The organism is Achromobacter sp. ACRQX (genome assembly GCF_022346505.1).
Lineage (GTDB): Bacteria > Pseudomonadota > Gammaproteobacteria > Burkholderiales > Burkholderiaceae_B > Achromobacter > Achromobacter animicus.
Genome location: NZ_JAKRML010000016.1, coordinates 40,811 through 57,249 on the forward strand (window position 1 = coordinate 40,811; position 16,439 = coordinate 57,249).

14 protein-coding genes and 1 pseudogene are annotated in these 16,439 nt (G+C 66.3%); 2 read left to right on the plus strand and 13 right to left on the minus strand.

Annotated features, from left to right (window positions below):
• Window positions 1–45: 45 nt before the first annotated feature.
• From MHZ91_RS15820 to MHZ91_RS15875, 12 genes are all read right to left on the minus strand, one after another.
• Complete coding sequence (locus MHZ91_RS15820) at window positions 46–1,263, minus strand: MFS transporter (RefSeq protein WP_175121723.1); 1,218 nt, start codon at window positions 1,261–1,263, stop codon at window positions 46–48.
• A 183-nt stretch (window positions 1,264–1,446) separates the two neighbouring features.
• Entirely contained in the window at window positions 1,447–3,051 is a 1,605-nt protein-coding gene (locus tag MHZ91_RS15825; RefSeq protein ID WP_175121724.1) for an ABC-F family ATPase, read from the minus strand.
• 176 nt (window positions 3,052–3,227) lie between these two features.
• Window positions 3,228–4,301, minus strand: a complete 1,074-nt coding sequence (locus MHZ91_RS15830) for an LD-carboxypeptidase (RefSeq protein ID WP_239214511.1) — start codon at window positions 4,299–4,301, stop codon at window positions 3,228–3,230.
• Window positions 4,298–4,789 (minus strand): tRNA adenosine(34) deaminase TadA, encoded by a 492-nt coding sequence (gene tadA, locus MHZ91_RS15835; RefSeq protein WP_175122009.1) that lies wholly within the window; start codon window positions 4,787–4,789, stop codon window positions 4,298–4,300. Before tadA ends, MHZ91_RS15830 begins: the two co-directional genes overlap by 4 nt.
• A 10-nt stretch (window positions 4,790–4,799) precedes the next feature.
• Complete coding sequence (locus MHZ91_RS15840; RefSeq protein ID WP_175121726.1) at window positions 4,800–5,648, minus strand: HAD family hydrolase; 849 nt, start codon at window positions 5,646–5,648, stop codon at window positions 4,800–4,802.
• A gap of 148 nt (window positions 5,649–5,796) precedes the next feature.
• A complete protein-coding gene (locus MHZ91_RS15845; protein WP_239214513.1) occupies window positions 5,797–6,291 on the minus strand; it encodes a hypothetical protein in 495 nt (164 codons plus the stop codon).
• A gap of 157 nt (window positions 6,292–6,448) precedes the next feature.
• Window positions 6,449–6,790: a monovalent cation/H(+) antiporter subunit G gene (gene mnhG / locus MHZ91_RS15850; protein WP_175121727.1), complete on the minus strand. Its 342-nt coding sequence runs from the start codon at window positions 6,788–6,790 to the stop codon at window positions 6,449–6,451.
• On the minus strand, window positions 6,787–7,068 hold the full coding sequence (locus tag MHZ91_RS15855; protein WP_056317324.1) for a K+/H+ antiporter subunit F: 282 nt from the start codon (window positions 7,066–7,068) through the stop codon (window positions 6,787–6,789). Before MHZ91_RS15855 ends, mnhG begins: the two co-directional genes overlap by 4 nt.
• Window positions 7,065–7,547, minus strand: coding sequence for a Na+/H+ antiporter subunit E (locus tag MHZ91_RS15860; protein WP_175121728.1), 483 nt, complete (start codon window positions 7,545–7,547; stop codon window positions 7,065–7,067). The genes MHZ91_RS15855 and MHZ91_RS15860 overlap by 4 nt, the downstream gene beginning before the upstream one ends.
• On the minus strand, window positions 7,547–9,178 hold the full coding sequence (locus MHZ91_RS15865) for a monovalent cation/H+ antiporter subunit D (protein WP_175121729.1): 1,632 nt from the start codon (window positions 9,176–9,178) through the stop codon (window positions 7,547–7,549). Before MHZ91_RS15865 ends, MHZ91_RS15860 begins: the two co-directional genes overlap by 1 nt.
• Window positions 9,175–9,519: a Na+/H+ antiporter subunit C gene (locus tag MHZ91_RS15870; RefSeq protein ID WP_175121730.1), complete on the minus strand. Its 345-nt coding sequence runs from the start codon at window positions 9,517–9,519 to the stop codon at window positions 9,175–9,177. The genes MHZ91_RS15865 and MHZ91_RS15870 overlap by 4 nt, the downstream gene beginning before the upstream one ends.
• A complete protein-coding gene (locus MHZ91_RS15875) occupies window positions 9,519–12,434 on the minus strand; it encodes a monovalent cation/H+ antiporter subunit A (protein ID WP_175136642.1) in 2,916 nt (971 codons plus the stop codon). Before MHZ91_RS15875 ends, MHZ91_RS15870 begins: the two co-directional genes overlap by 1 nt.
• Before the next feature lie 555 nt (window positions 12,435–12,989).
• On the opposite strand from MHZ91_RS15875, the gene MHZ91_RS15880 reads away from it, so the two are divergent.
• Window positions 12,990–13,976, plus strand: coding sequence for a tripartite tricarboxylate transporter substrate binding protein (locus MHZ91_RS15880; RefSeq protein ID WP_056560769.1), 987 nt, complete (start codon window positions 12,990–12,992; stop codon window positions 13,974–13,976).
• A gap of 420 nt (window positions 13,977–14,396) precedes the next feature.
• Window positions 14,397–15,254, plus strand: a pseudogene (locus MHZ91_RS15885) (hypothetical protein); the annotation flags it as partial.
• Here the strand turns inward: MHZ91_RS15885 and MHZ91_RS15890 are convergent.
• Window positions 15,235–16,182 (minus strand): DMT family transporter, encoded by a 948-nt coding sequence (locus MHZ91_RS15890; protein ID WP_370647825.1) that lies wholly within the window; start codon window positions 16,180–16,182, stop codon window positions 15,235–15,237. The pseudogene MHZ91_RS15885 and the gene MHZ91_RS15890 sit on opposite strands and share 20 nt — an antisense overlap.
• Between the last annotated feature and the right edge of the window lie 257 nt (window positions 16,183–16,439).

Sequence of the window (16,439 nt, forward strand, 5' to 3'; positions counted from 1 at the left end):
CAAACGATCAATATCGAATGTCTTTACTTCTTTTCGTAATAACGATCAGACCGTCGCCGTCTGCCTGCTGGCCGCCCGCTGCAATCCGAACGCAATGACGAAGCCCAGCGTGACACACAGGGACGCGGCCAGGAAGATCGCGGGGTAGCCGAAGCCGCTGGAGATGTAGCCCGCGATCGGGCCGGTCACGCCCAGCGCCAGGTCCAGGAAGGCCGAATAGGCGCCCAGCGCCGCGCCGCGGCTGCCGGCCGGCACGCGCGCCACGGCCTCGACGCCGATGGCCGGGAACACCAGCGCGAAGCCGCAGCCGGTCAGCGCGGCGCCCAGCAGCGCCATGCCCGGGTTGGGCGCCAGCCACAACAGCAACAGACCGGCCGCTTCCACCACAAACGACACCTGCGCGACCCGGAATCCGCCAAAGCGGGTGATGGTGCCGGCGAACAGCAGGCGCACGCCAATGAACGCGCCGCCGAACGCACTGAGCGCGCTTGCGGCGCCGTCCCACGAGACGCTGGCGTAATACAGCGCGACGAAGGCGGCCAGCGTGCCGAAGCCGACCGACCCCAGACCCAGCGCCACGCCGTGCGGGAACACGCGCAGCACCACACTCTTGAAAGCCATGCGGTGCCCGCCCACGATGGCGACGGCCGGCCGGATCATGGCAAGACCCAGTCCGGCCAATCCCAGCAACAGCACCGCGCCGCCCAGTGCGCCCATGCTCCAGTGCTTTTCAAGCTGCACGCCCAGCGGCGCGCCCAGCGCCAGCGCGCCATAGGTGGCGATGCCGTTCCAGGATATGACGCGGGCGGTGTGCAACGGCCCTACCCGCGCGATGGCCCAGGTGGCCGAGCCGGTGCCGACCCAGCTCTCGCCGAATCCCAACGCCAGACGACTGAGGATGATTGCCGCCAGGCTGAGCCACGCGGTGCGTTCAAAGGCGTACGCGAGCAGCAGAAAAATGCCGCTTATCGCGCAGGCCGCCATGCCGATGACGACGGTCTGCTTCGGGCCGACCGTATCGGCCATGCGGCCGGCGTGCGAGCGGCTGAGCAGGGTCGCCACGTACTGCACGCTGATCGCCAGGCCGGCCAGCACGGATCCGTATCCCAGGTTGCCGTGCACGTAACCCGGCAGCACGGCCAGCGGCAGGCCGATGGCCAGGTAGCAGATGAAGGTAAAGAAGGCGATGGCAACGATGCGGGCCGTCAGGGTGAACGTGCCGATCTGCGCGCCATCAGGCGCGTCATGCAAAGAGGGAGACATGTGGGGACAAAAAGAAGCCTGACCGGACAGCCGCCAGGGTCGGGCCCGATGATAGCGCAGCGCAGATTGCGCCCGGCTGAACAGGTGGCCATCGCGGCCCGGCGGACTGCATGGCGCGCGGCCGTGGCGCAAATGAGAAAGCGGCGCACGAACCCGTGCGCCGCTTCATGACCCGCCGCGGAATCAGGCCTCGATGCCGCGCGAGGACAGGTAGTCTTCGTAGCCGCCGCGGTAGTCGACGATCTCGCCGGTGGGCAGGATTTCGATCACGCGCGTGGCCAGGCCGGACACGAATTCACGGTCATGCGACACGAACACCAGCGTGCCTTCGTACTTTTCCAGCGCGAATTGCAGCGACTCGATCGATTCCATGTCCAGGTGGTTGGTGGGCTCGTCGAGCAGCATCACGTTGTGCCGGCCCAGCATCAGGCGGCCGAAGGTCATGCGGTTCTTTTCGCCGCCGGACAGCACCTTGGGGGCCTTGGGCAGGTCGTCAGCCGAGAACAGCAGGCGGCCCAGCACCGAACGGATCGACTGGTCGTCGTCGCCCGGCTGGCGGTGGTCGCCCATCCAGTCCAGCAGATTGATGTCGGTTTGCTGGAACTGGTCGGACACGTCCTGCGCCATGTAGCCGAGGTCGGCGTTGTCCGACCATTTCACCGTGCCCGAATCGGGTTGCAGGTCCTGCGCCAGGAGGCGCAGCAGCGTGGTCTTACCGACGCCGTTGGCGCCGATGATGGCGATCTTTTCGCCGGCGTCGACCATGGCCGAGAACTTGGTGATGACGGGTGCGTCGTAGGCCTTGGTGAGGTTTTCGACGGTGACAGCCAAGCGGTGCATGACCTTGCTTTGCTCGAACCGGATGTACGGGTTCTGGCGCGACGAGGGTTTGACCACGACCTGGTCGGCCTTGATGCGGTCGATCTGCTTCAGGCGCGAGGTGGCCTGACGCGACTTGGACTTGTTGGCCGCGAAACGGCGGACAAAGTCCTGCAGTTCGGCGACGCGTTCCTTGGCCTTGGCGTTGTTGGCCACCAGGCGCTCGCGGGCCTGGGTGGAAGCCAGCATGTAGTCGTCGTAATTGCCGGCGTAGATGCGGATTTCACCGTAATCCACGTCAGCCATGTGCGTGCACACCTGGTTCAGGAAGTGACGATCGTGGCTGATGATGATCATCGTGCTCTGGTAGCCGTTGAGCACGTTTTCCAGCCAACGGATCGTGTTGATGTCCAGGTTGTTGGTGGGTTCGTCCAGCAGCAGCACGTCGGGGTTCGAGAACAGCGCCTGCGCCAGCAGCACGCGCAGCTTCCAGCCCGGCGCGACTTCGCGCATCGGCAGGTTGTGCTGGTCGACCGCGATTTCCAGGCCCAGCAGCAGCTCGCCCGCGCGGGCTTCGGCGGTGTAGCCGTCGTATTCCGCGAACTTGGCTTCCAGATCGGCCGCGCGCATGTAATCGTCTTCGGTCGCCTCCGGGTTGGCGTAGATCGCGTCACGCTCGGACATGGCGTCCCACATTTCGGTGTGGCCCATCATCACGACGTCCAGCACGCGCACGTCTTCAAACGCGAACTGGTCCTGGCGCAGCTTGCCCAGGCGCACGCCGGGTTCAAGCGCGACGTTGCCGCCGGAGGGTTCCAGGTCGCCGCCGATGATCTTCATGAACGTAGACTTGCCGGACCCATTGGCCCCGATCAGCCCGTACCGGTTGCCTTCCCCGAACTTGACGCTGACGTTCTCGAAAAGGGGCTTGGGACCGAACTGGATGGTGAGATTGGCGGTGGATATCACGGTGTATGTACGTTTGAAGGCGCCCGAAAGCGCATGCGGGAAAACCTGCTAGTGTAGCAAACGGGCTACGGCCCTTATTTATATTGGCTAGAGCGGCGTTGCTGGAGCGCCGGAGCGCCCGCCCCCGGAGCGCCGGAGCGCCGCACCGCCGGACCGCCGCACCGCCAGACCGGGGATCAGTGGCGATGCTCGTCCAGCACCAGATGCGCGAGGCCCTTTTCGGTGGCGATGCCGACCTTCTGACCGATGGGCAAGGTGGCTTTGGTGGCGACATGGCCGTACGGCAGACCGGTAATGACCGGCACCTTGACCGTCTTGCGCAGCCAGGCCACGACCTCGTGCAGATCGTACCCCTTGTCGTGCGGCGCCAGCTTGTATTCGGTGAAACGGCCCAGGACGATGGCCTTCTGGCGCGCCAGGATGCCAGCCTGCCAGAGCTGGATCAGCATGCGCTCGACGCGGTACGGATGCTCGGCCACGTCTTCCAGGAACAGGATGCCGCCGCGAATCTTCGGCATGTACGGCGTGCCCAGCAGCGAGGTCAGCATCGCAAGGTTGCCGCCCCACAGGATGCCGCGCGCGTCGACCGGGTCGGCGTCCTGGGTTTCGAAGCTGAGGATCTCCAGCTCGCCGCGCATCACTTCGCCGAACAGCGCTTCGGTCAGGTCATCGACCTTTTTGCCGCCGAAATCCTGGACCGCGGTGGCGCCCGTGTAGCTGACCGCGCCGGTCTGCGCCAGCAGCGCCAGATTGAACGCCGTGAAATCGCTCATGCCGACAAAGCGCTTGCCGCTGTCGGCCATGGCCTTCCAGTCGATGGCGTGCAGCAACCGGCCCAGCCCGTAGCCGCCGCGCGTCACCATGACGATCGGCAGCTTCTGCTTCGTGGCGCGGGTCAGGCTGGCGAGGCGCTGGGCGTCCGTGCCGGCAAACCGTTGATGCTCGGCCAGCGCCGTGCGGTCCAGCGCGGTCTTGAAGCCCTGTTGCGCCAGCCGTTCAAGCGCCAGCGTCACGGTGGCGGGGTCGCGCACGGCGGACGACGGGGAAATCAGGTAGATGCCGCGGGCGTCCGGCTGGGGACCGTGATGGTGCGCGTGGTCGTGGCCATGATCGTGGTCGTGACCGCAGGCGTCGCCGCAGTCCGGGCCGTGATCGTGCGGGTGATCGAGCGCCGGGGTGGCTGCGGCCTTGGCGCGGCGCGCCTTGGCGGCGGGCTTGGCAGCGGACTTGGCGGCTTTGGGGGTACTCATGCGATGGATTCCTTGGCGCGGCGTTCGCGGAAGAACCGGCGCAGCAGGTCGCCGCAGGGTTCGGCCAGCACGCCGCCGGTGACTGAAGTGTGATGGTTGAGCTTGGGCACGGACCCGACGTCCAGCACGCTGCCGCAGGCCCCGGTCTTGGGGTCGTACGCGCCGAACACCACGCGCGCAAGGCGCGCATGCAGCATGGCGCCGATGCACATCACGCACGGTTCCAGCGTGACGTAGACGGTGATGCCGGGCAGCCGGTAGTTCTCAAGCTGGCGCGCGGCGCCGCGCAGGGCGACGATTTCGGCGTGCGCCGTGGGATCGTGGTCGATGATGGTGCGGTTGTAGCCCCGCCCCAGGATGTCGCCCTGGGCGGACACGACCAGCGCGCCCACCGGCACCTCGCCGATGTCGTAGGCGGCCTGGGCCTGTTCCAGGGCCAGGGTCATGAAACGCGCGTCCTGCTCGGTCCAGCGCGGCACCGCGTCCATCGGGGCCAGCTCAGCCACGGTACACCCGCGATTTCAGCGCGATGCGGCCCGCCAGGCTGGTGACTGCTTCTTCGAGCCATTGATACAACTCAGCTTCTTCGTCGTAGCGGGCCTGGTTCAGGTTGGACACGCGCCCTTCTTCGATGAAGCCCCAGGCGCGGCTGCGCTTGTCGCGGTGCTTGGGATCCCAGACGCCGAAGGCAAAGCCGCCGGCGCGGCGGATCAGGGAAAAGCACGGGATGTCGGTGTACCCGTCGCCCACGAAGACCATCTGGTCGAACGGGATGCGCAGCCGGTCCTCGGGAACCTTGCGGTTGACCTCGAACGGCTTGTTGCGGAATTCGCGGCCGATGATGCCCTTCTGGATGTGGAACAGGTAGCGAGTCTTGTCGGTAAAGCTGACGACGCGCCGCGGAAACGCGATGCCGCCGTCCTCACCATAGACGAATTCGGACGCCCAGATTTCGGTGAATTCATGCGCGATGGGCGTTGAGCGCACCACGTCGCCGATGCCGCTGGAGATGAGATAGAACTCGAGCTGCACCTGCGGGTGCTCGGCCCGGACCGCGGCGCGCAGACGCTGGAACAGCGTGGCCACGCCATCGTGCAGATCCAGGCGCGCGCCCCAATCTTTCAGGCGCTGCTGCGTGATGAGGCCGTGCCGTCCCTGCCGGGACAGTTCGATCATCTTATAGAGATAGGCCGGCACGGGATCCCAGTCCTGCTGAAACAGCAGGGGATCGACCTCTTCCTTCCAGAACGAGGCCGTGTCCACGCCGATGCTGTCCAGGAAACCGGACGTGCTGTCCGAGGCCAGCGTGTCGTCGAAATCGAAAATCAGGGCGATGACGTCGGACATGAATATGCGTGAAAAATGGCGACAGCCGCCATTTTGCCTGAATGCGGCAGCGGCTGCGCCTTGGAAGCAGCGCGGTGCATCACGCAGCGCCCTGCTTCACCTTCGCTTCATGCGCTTTAAATCATGCGCCCTGGTTCGGAGCAACGCCTTACTGGCGGATCGGCGCGGTCATCGTTCCCGTGCCGGGAGCGGGCGCCATGCCTGGGGCGGGAGCCATGCCCGGCGCGGGGGCCATGCCCGGGGCCGTGCCGGCGGGCACCTGGATCACGGTCTCGCGCAGCACGCCGCCGCCCTGCACGCTGCCGCGCACGTTACCCGGCGCGGTCATTTGCGTGACGCAATTCTGGCGCTGGGTTTCGGGCAGACGGTTGCAGCGCGCCACCATGTTCTGCTGCAGTTGTTCGGGGCTTTCTTCGCGGAGATTCTGGCGGCTGCGCTCCTGGCGCGCCGCGCCGGCTTCGCGCAGGCAGGCATCCAGCGCTTGCCCGGTCCTGCCGCTTTTGCAGGCGGCGACGTCCTGCTGATAGCTGGACTGCGCCGAGGCGCCGGAAGATTGCGCTTGAACCGCGCCAGCGGCGAGCATCAGGCCGGCGGTGCAGAGAATGGCAGCAAGGCGCTTCGAAGGCATGGGAACAGTATTCATGGTCAGCTCCTTATGAAGAGATTGAACCCGGACGGCGCGGTATCAACCGCGCCGCCAACTGAGCTCACTATCCCATGACCGCGCGATGGGGGACATAACTAGCGACGTGAATTCGTAAGGTTACGTTTCAACGTCAGCAAACAGGGACGGCCCGAAATCAGCGCGCGTCTTTGTCCGCCTCCGCCTTGGTGAGGCGGTTGCGGTACGTAGCTGCGCGCATCAGCAACATGGCCGTGACAGGCGACGACACAATCAGCAGCAGCGTGATGATGACCTCGTGAAACACCGGGCGCGCAGACAGCGCCGAGAACACCAGGATGGAAGACGCCAGCACGCAGGCGCAGCCCATCGTGTTGCCCAGCGTGGGGGCATGGATGCGCGACTGGAAGGTGCGGAAACGCAGCAGCCCGGCCGAGCCGGTGACGGCCAGCAGTCCGCCCAGCACCAGCAGAATGGTGGCGGGAATGCCGGCCCACAGGGGGATATCGACTTCCATCATGGCTCGATGACCTCACCGCGCAACAGAAAGCGCGCCATGGCGGTAGAGCCCACAAAGCCGAACAGCGCGATCAGCAGCGCGATGTCGAAGTACACCGACGTGCCGGACCGGATACCGAACACCAGCATCGTCAGCATGCCGTTGATGTACAGCGTATCCAGGGCCAGGACGCGGTCCTGGGCGGTGGGGCCGCGCAAGAGGCGGATGGTGGCGAACACCATGCCCAGCGCAAAGCAGAGCAAGGCAAAGGATGCCGCCCAATACAGTACGGAATTCATTCGAACATCTCCATCAACGGGCGCTCGTAGCGCTGCTGCACCAGTTCGATCCACTCGTCTTCGTTTTGCAGATCGAGCACATGCAGTTTCAGCGCGTGGTCTTCAGTCAGGCTCACCCAGACCGTGCCGGGCGTGTAGGTGACGATGCAGGCCAGCATCGCCAGACCATGCGGGTCGCGCATGGTGAGCGGGATCAGGATGAATCCCGGCGAGAACTCATTGCGGCGCGGATTGAGGATCAGCCGCGCGACCGCGATATTGGACTTGATGATGTCCCACGTCACGTGTAGGAAAAGCGGGATCACCTTCCACAGGTGGCGCGGCCGTGCATGCAGCGGGCGCAGGCGCGAGGCGGCCCACGTGAACCACAGCGCCAGCGCGATGCCCAGGGCGATCTGCCCCGGCGACACGCTTTCATTGAGGAGCAGCCACAGTGCAAACAGCAGCGTGGGCAGGATCAGGAAGTAAAGGCGGCGCATCAGCTTCCTCCCTTGACGCCGCGCACGGTCTGCGCGGACATGACGGCGTCGATATACGACGCGGGCTGGTCGAGCGAACGGGCGGCGTCGTCCAGGTAGGCCGACACGGGACCCGCGCCGGCGGCCAGGCCCACGCACAGCAGCACCAGCACGGCGACCGGGCCTGCCTCGATTACGCGCAGGCGCGGCGTGCTGCGGTCGTCGCTGGCCCAGAAGATACGGATGCCGGTGCGGCCCAGGCCGATCAGGCCCGCCAGGCCCGACACCAGCACGGCGGCCACGAGCAGCCAGGCGTCCATCGGCGGCGCCGACTCGGTGGCGGCCGATACCGCTGCCGACAACAGCGAGAACTTGGCGACGAAGCCGGACAGCGGCGGCAGGCCGGTCACCAGCAACGCGCAGGAAATGAAGGCCAGGCCCAGGAACGCCATTGCCGCGGGAATCGCCACGCCGACGACGTCGTCGGAGCGGTTCACAGAGGTTGGATCGTCCAGGTCGAAGGCATCGAGCGTGACCGCCAGCACGTTCGCGCCGAAGCTGCGGGTGCGTTCGATCAGTTCGGCCAGCAGGAAGAACGCGCCCGTGGTCAGCACCGAGCTGATCAGGTAGAAGAGCGCGGGACCCGTGAGCGTCACGCCCGGCATGCCCAACGCGGTCAGCAACGTGCCGGCCGACACGATGACGCAGTAGCCGACCATTTTCTCCAGCTGCTGGGTCGCCAACAGGCCCAGGGCGCCAAACAGCAGCGTGGCCAGTCCGGCGGCAAACATCCAGTCCAGGCTGAAGGCGGCGGGCGCGCCGGTCGGCAGCAGCAGCGAGCCGATGCGCAACAGCGCGTAGATGCCGACCTTGGTCATGATGGAAAACATGGCCGCGATCGGTGCACCGGCCGAACCATACCCTTTGACCAGCCAGAAGTTGAGCGGCCAGGCCCCTGCCTTGACCAGGAACGCCACGCCGAGGATGGCGGCGCCAGCCTCGAACAGCATGCGTTCGGCGCCCGCCAGATTGCCTGCGCGCAGGGCCAGGTCCGCCATGTTGAGCGTGCCCGTCACGCCGTAGATCAGCGCAATGCTGATCAGCAGCAGGAACGAGGCCACCAGGTTCACGGCGATGTACTGAAGGCCCGCGCTAACGCGCGCCACGCCGGACCCGTGCAGCAGCAGGCCGTAGGACGCCGCCAGCAGCACTTCGAAGAACACGAACAGGTTGAACAGGTCGCCGGTCAGGAAGGCGCCATTCAGGCCCATCAGCAGGAACTGGAACAGCGAATGGAAATGCACGCCGGCGCGGTCCCAGCGGGCCAGCGCGTAGACCAGCGTGGCCAGACCGAGTACGGCCGTCAGCGTCAGCATGACGGCGGCCAGGCGGTCGACGACCAGTACGATGCCGAACGGCGCGGGCCAGTCGCCCACCAGGTAGGCCCCTACCCCGTTTTCCCAGACGCCGGGCACGCCCCCGCCGGCCACGACCAGCAAGGCGATCGCGGCCGCCAACTGGGCAAGCGTCGACAGAAGCGCGACCCCGCCGCGCGCGTAGCGGCTGGTGTCGGCGAACAGCAGCATCGCTGCGCCCGCGACCAGCGGAATGATGATGGGCAGGACAGGAAGGTGTTGAAGCCAGAAACTCAAGATTGGGACTCCCGTCCATCAACGTGGTCGGTACCCGTGAGGCCCCGCGAGGCGAGCAGCACAACCAGGAACAGCGCGGTGGTGGCAAAGCCGATGACGATGGCGGTCAGCACCAGCGCCTGCGGCAGCGGATCCGCATACCAGGAAGGATCATGCGCCATGGACGGATCCACCACCGGCGGCCTGCCGGACGTGAGCCGGCCCATGCCGAAGATGAAGAGGTTCACCGCGTAGGAGACCAGCGACAGGCCCATGATGAACTGGAACGTCCGGGGCCGCAGCAGCAGCCACACGCCCGAGCCCGCCAGCACGCCGATTGCGGCAGCGTATATCAATTCCATCAGGCTTCTCCTGTTTGAACGGCGGCCGCCTGGAGCTCGGCGGCGGCCTTGCGTTGCGCGCGCAGCGATTGGTGGGCAAGCGCCACCAGCACCAGCACGGTGGATCCGACGACCAGCATGTAGACGCCCAGATCAAAAAGCAGCACGCTGGACACGTGGACGTGACCAATCAGCGGCAGCGCGACGTCCCAGGCCAGCGCGGCAAGGAACGGCTTGTAGGCCAGCCATGCGCTCACGGCGGCAATGCCGGCGGACAGCAGCCCGATGCCGATCCAGTTCTGGGGATTCAGGCGGCTGCGGGATTCGACCCAATACACCCCGCCCACCATGTATTGCAGGATGACGGAGGTGGCGAAGATGAGGCCGCCCACGAAACCGCCGCCGGGCTGGTTGTGGCCGCGCAAGAGGAAATACACGGAGATCAGCGCGGCGATCGGCAGCAGAAGGCGCACCAGCACCGCGGGCACCATCATCGAGCCTGCGGGCACCGGAGACTTGATGTCGGGCGCGTCCGGGATGCCGCCGTCCTGATCCATCTGCTGGCGCGGAATGTCCGCGCTCTCGGCGGCTGGACGGAAGCGGCGCAACAGCGCGTAGACGGTCAGCGCCACGATGCCAAGCACCGTGATTTCGCCGAACGTATCGAAGCCGCGGAAGTCCACGAGGATCACGTTGACGACGTTGGTGCCGCCGCCGTCAGGCAGCGCCCGATCCACGAAATAGGACGAAATGGGATTGGTCTGCGGCCGCGCCAGCACCGAATAGGCCAGCGCGGACATGCCTGTGCCGGCGGCGACTGCCAGCAGCAGATCGCGCAGGCGGCGGCCGCGTGCCTGCAGCGTGGCTTTCAGGCTTTCCTCGTCGTCCTGCACGATGCGGCGCGGCAGCCAGCGCAGGCCCAGCAACAACAGCACCAGCGTCACGACCTCGACAGACAGCTGCGTCAGCGCCAGATCGGGCGCGGAGAACCAGACGAAGGTCAGGCAGGTGATCAGCCCTGCCCCGCCCGCCAGCGCCAGGGAGGCCAGGCGGTGGTACTTGGCCTGGAACGCGGCGGCCAGGGCGCAGGTGCCGCCCACGATCCACAGCAAGGCGAAAACCGGATCGACCGGCGTCAGGCGCACGGCGCCGTCCAGCCAGCCGCCGGCGCGCAGCGGCAGCCACGCGACGAACAGCGTGCCCACCAGGATCAGCACCATCTGGACCTGCAGGCGCGTGGACGACACCCAGCGCAGCAGCCATGCGGCGGCGACGCTGGAGCCATCGAGCAGCGCTTCGAAGGTGCGGCGGCCGTCAAGGCGGTAGATGAACGGCACCCGGCCCGGATTGGCGCGCTGATGCGCGCGCAGGGCCAGGTACAGCAGCACGCCTGCGGTAGTGGCGACCAGGCTCATCGCCAGCGGAAGATTGAAACCGTGCCAGACGGCCAGGCTGTAGTCGGGCATGTTCTCGCCCAGGATGCTCTGCGCCGCAGTGGCCAGGAACGGGCCGACCGTCAGGCTGGGAACGATGCCCACCAACAGGCACATCATGACCAGCAATGCGCTGGGCAACAGCATCCAGCGCGGCGGCTCGTGGGGCTCGCGCGGCAGGTCGGTGGCCGGGGGACCGAAGAACACCTGCAGGATGAAACGCAGCGAATAGGCGACGCTGAATGCGCCGGCGATCGTGGCGAGCAGCGGCAGGCCAAGCTGGACGTAGCGGTCGGCACTGACGAAGGTGGTTTCCGCAAAGAACATTTCCTTGGACAGGAAACCGTTCAGCAGCGGCACGCCCGCCATCGAAGCCGCGGCCACCATCGCCAATGTGGCCGTGATGGGCATTGCCTTATACAGCCCGGACAGCCGGCCCAGGTCGCGCGTACCGGTTTCGTGGTCGACCACACCCGCCGCCATGAAGAGCGACGCCTTGAACGTGGCGTGGTTGATCATGTGGAAGATGGCGGCCACCAGCGCCAGCGTGCTGTTCAGACCCAGCAGCAGCGTGATGAGGCCCAGGTGGCTGATCGTGGAATACGCCAGCACGCCCTTCATGTCCTGCTGGAAGATGGCCGCGTAGGCGCCCAGCACCAGGGTGATGAGACCCAGCCCGCCGATGATCCAGAACCACTCGTCGGTGCCAGACAGCACGGGCCAGAAGCGCGCCAGCAGGAAAACCCCTGCCTTGACCATCGTGGCCGAGTGCAGATAGGCGGACACCGGCGTGGGCGCGGCCATGGCGTTGGGCAGCCAGAAATGGAACGGGAATTGCGCGCTCTTGGTCAGCGCGCCCAGCGCCACCAGCACCAGGACGGCTGGATACCAGGGGTCGGCGCGGACCAGGTCGCCCGACGCCAGGACGCGGTCCATGTCGTAGCTGCCGACGATATGACCCAGGATCAGCACGCCGGCCAGCAGACAGAGACCGCCCGCCCCGGTGACCGTCAGCGCCATGCGCGCGCCCCGGCGCGCGTCCAGGCGGTGGTGCCAGTAGGCGATCAGCATGAACGACGCCAGGCTGGTCATTTCCCAGAACAGAACCAGCTGGATCAGGTTGCCCGAGAGCACCACGCCGAGCATGGCGCCCATGAAGGCCTGGAAGAAGGAAAAGAAGCGTGGGACCGGGTCTTCCGGCGACATGTAATAGCGCGCGTACAACACGACCAGCGCGCCCATGCCGGAGACGATCAGCGCAAAGAGCCACGCGTAGCCGTCCATGCGCAGGGTGAATTGCAGACCCAGGGCGGGCGCCCAAGGCATGTCGGCCCGTATGACGCCGCCGTTGGCGACGTCCGGATAGAGCGTCGCGATCAGAACCACGCACGCGAGGGCGATGAGGCCAGCCAACCACGCCTCGGCGTTGCGGGCGTTGGAAGGCAGCAGCGCGGCGCACAGGCTGCCGGCGAACGGCAGAGCGAGGATCAGGATCAGCGACATGGCGTTCCGAAAATGTCCGGGCCCCCTCCCGCCAGCGCGGGGCAGCGAGAGACGAAACAGACCGGGGATTGAAAAACGGACGGAACCCTTGGCCCGGTGCGTCGCTGCACTACACGTTGCCCCGAGGGGTCATCAACCAACGCCAATTGAACGGCGCAGACAGAAACAAACGCAATAGCTTTCTTGCAAGACCGGGCAAGAATCTCAGCCGAAAAATATCAGATTCTTGTAAGTTATGCAGGGATTTATGTACGTACCCAGCTAATGACAGCAAGATGACTGCGCAGCGATTGCGCACCGAAAGCTTCTCAATTTGTGTTCAACTGCCTGTCAGACTGACTTTTTCCTGTAACTTCTGTCATCTCCGCGCTTTTTAGGAACACGTTAGAAATTTTGCGATTTCTCATGACAGGGACAATCCCGAGTTGACCATGGGGACATACCTGTGTGGAATGCGGCCACGAGGCGTTGGCTTGCGACACCCCGGCAATGCGCGCCTCACCGAAGCTGGCCCGGCAAGATGGCCGGCTCGGAACAACAATATGGAGAAGACTCTTGAACGTGTTGTCACATGCCAAGGCCGTCCTGGCCGCCGCCATCGCTGGCGCCTGCCTGACCTCCGCTGCCCAGGCCGCAGATCCCTACCCCAATAAACCCATCCGCCTGATCGTCCCGTTTGCAGCCGGCGGCACCACCGATATCGTGGCGCGCGTCGTGGCCGAGGGCCTGGGCCGTGAACTCGGCCAGCCCGTGGTCGTGGAAAACCGCGCCGGCGGCGGCGGGTCCATCGGCGCCGACGCCCTGGTGCGCTCTGCCAACGACGGTTACACGCTGGGCGTGGCCACGGTCAGCACCATGGCCACCAATCCGGCCACGAACCCCAAGAACCCGTACAACCCGCTCAAGGACTTCACGCCCATCACCAACATGGTGAACGTGCCCAACGTCATGACGGTCAACCCGAGCGTGCCCGCCAAGACCCTGGCCGAATTCATCACCCTGCTCAAGAACAACCCCGGCAAGTACAGCTATGCCTCGTCGGGCGCGGGCGGCATCAGCCACCTGGACGGCGAGCTGTTCAAGTCGCTGACCAAGACCGACATGGTTCACGTTCCTTACCGCGGATCGGGTCCGGCGCTGAACGACGTGATCGCCGGCCAGGTGAACGTCCAGTTCGACAACCTGCCCTCCTCCATGCCGCACATCCAGGCGGGCAAGCTGCGCGCGCTGGCCGTGGCGGCGCCCAAGCGCCTGCCCGCCCTGCCGGACGTGCCGACGTTCGCCGAGGGTGGCCTGCCCGACATGGACAATATGGCCTGGTACGGCCTGGTGGCTCCCGCCGGCACGCCGCAAGCCGTGGTCGACCGCGTGCACGCGGCGGCGGTCAAGGCCTTGAAGGATCCGAAGATCGCCCAGCGTCTGGCCGACGGCGGATCGATCGTGGACGGCAACACGCCGGCCGAGTACGCCGCACAGATCAAGCGCGAACTTGAACTGCGCCAGCGCATCGCCAAGGACCGCAACATCGTCCTGACGAACTGATCGCAACCTGACGAGCGGGGCGCGGGCCGGCGGTTTGCGGTTGGCGCCCCGCTTTGCATTCGTCCCCGCTTGACGGCAATTGCGCCGGTGGTAGCATCTGCCCCGTGCAATCCGATATATCTTCCCTTCCCTGCGTCACCTGCGCTCTCTGCGCCCTGCGCTCAACGCTGTTGAGTTCGCAGGAGGTCGCCGCGCGTTCCGCTTACGCGCGGTCCAAGCCCGGCTAATCGCCCGCCTCTCCCCATTCTGATTTTTGCTCCGGCCCGTTGCCGGCTGCCTGCGCACATCCGCGCGTCCTGCAGCCTGAAACCGGCCGGCGGGCGCACTGCCGCGTGGCGGGCGCTCGTCCCCATTTCGCCGCTCGCACGCCCTTTCCGGCTTGCACGGCGGCCACGCACCGCACCTTTTCGATTCAGCGCCATGCAACTCACCAAGAAATTCGTCAAAGCCAAGAACCCCTGCGCGGGCGGCTACAAATGGTTCCTGCGCGACCACAACGGACAGGGGGACTATCAGGCCGTGCTCGATGCCCTGGTCGCCGACGGCCGCGTCGGCGACGCCTGCTGGCTGCTGGATCAGTTTGGCCCGACCGACGCCGTGTTGCGGCTGGATACGCTGGATGCCACCGCCATCGTGTTTGCCGGGACGCTTGAAGTCCTCATGGGGATCAATGTGGACACGGTGGTGCGCGCGGGACGCAGCCTTATCACGGGCGGCGGCATTCGCGCTGGCGAGTCGATCGTGGCGGGTGAAAACATCACCGCCGGCGGCAACATTGCCAGCGGCGGCAACCTGCGCGCCGGCGGCGACGTGGCGGCCGACTGGGGGATCGAGATTGGGACGCGCCTGGATTGCGGCGGCAATGTGCGCGCCAAGTGGGACATCTGCGCCGGACAGGACCTGGCCGTGACCGGCCACCTGCATGCCGGCCAGGACATCAACACGCAAGGCGCCATCAAGTGCGGTCAAGGCATCAAGGCAGGCGGCGGCGTGACCGCGGAGCAGGAAATCAATGCCGGTTGCGGTATTCAGGCGGGCGGGTCCATTCAGTCGGGCGAACACCTCGCCTGCGGGTGGGGCTTGATCGCCGGCGAGGACATCCGCGCCGAGGGCGCCATCCGCGCGGGCGAAGGCGCGCAGGCGGCCGGCGTCATCGAGGCGGGCGCGGGACACGGCGTCTACGCCGGATTGAGCGTGCGGCTGGACGCGTGGGATCTGTGTGCGCGGGTGGTCGCCCAATCCCGCCCGGCACAGTTGGTCAGCGGGCATTGGGCGGGACCGGACGGCGCGACGAGCGCCGGCTCCACGCCCCCCGACCAGCCGTGGAACGGGTGGATGGATGTCGGGGCGTCGCGGGATGGCGTAACACCAGCATCAACCCTGTCAGGATCGCGGCCATGCCAGCCAGGCTGAGCGCCGGCAAGCGATTGCCCAGAATCAGGTAGTCCAGCGCCGCCGTGCCCACCGGCACCAGATAGAACAGGCTGGTCACGTTGACGAGGTTGCCCGACTGGATCATGCGGTAGAACAGCAGCGTGGCGCCGACTGAAATCGCGAGGCCCATCCAGACCAACGGCACGATGAAGCCGACGCTCCAGTCGGCGTGTAGCGGCTGGAATGGTGCGAACAGCAGGCAGAGCACCAGACTGATCGCGTACTGCAACGGCATCACGTCCATCGGCGGTTGCTGGACGCGCTTTTGCAGCAAGGCGCCTCCCGTCATGCTGGCCAGCGCCGCGCAGGCGTACGCGATGCCCGCGACGGACAAGCGCGTCAGCGCGATGCTCTGATAGACGACCAGCACCAGCCCGGCGAGCGCCAGGAAGAGTCCCGCCAGACGCGCCGGCGCAAAGCGGCGCTCCGTCAGCGCCAGCGTCAGGATGGGCTGCGCGCCGAGCAACGTCGCCAGCACGCCAGGCGTCACGCCGTGGTCCAGCGCGAGCAGATAGCAGATGGAATAGCTGCCGATCAGCAGCGCACCCGTGGCCGCGACCTGCATGCGGGTGCCGGTCTGCGGCAACCAACGTCCCCGCCTCGCGCAGATCAGCAGCAGCACCGCCAGCGCAAGCAGGAAGCGGAACAAGAGAAAGCCGAAGGCGGAGGCATGCGACAGCCCCCACTTGGCAAAGATCGCGCCGCCGCTCCACAGCAGCACGAACAAGGTGGTGGACGCGTGGGCAGTCCACGCGTGTCGGATGATGGACATGAGGTATCACCTGTCTGAATGAGGTACAGACTCCCGCCCGGGGCGCGAAAACGCACCCGTGCGCCAGCGCGGCAGGCGACGCCAAGGCGTCATGCTGTTCGCGGCGCGGCGCTGGGGTTCAGGCGGGAGACGGAGATGCGGCGGGTCAGCCTAGGACGGCTGACACAGGCGGATGCGCGCCCGACACGACGCCGCGGGGCGGCGATGCGGGCGGCGGCGCCGCGTTCTTGACAGGAGACACAGCCGGCGGAGCGCCG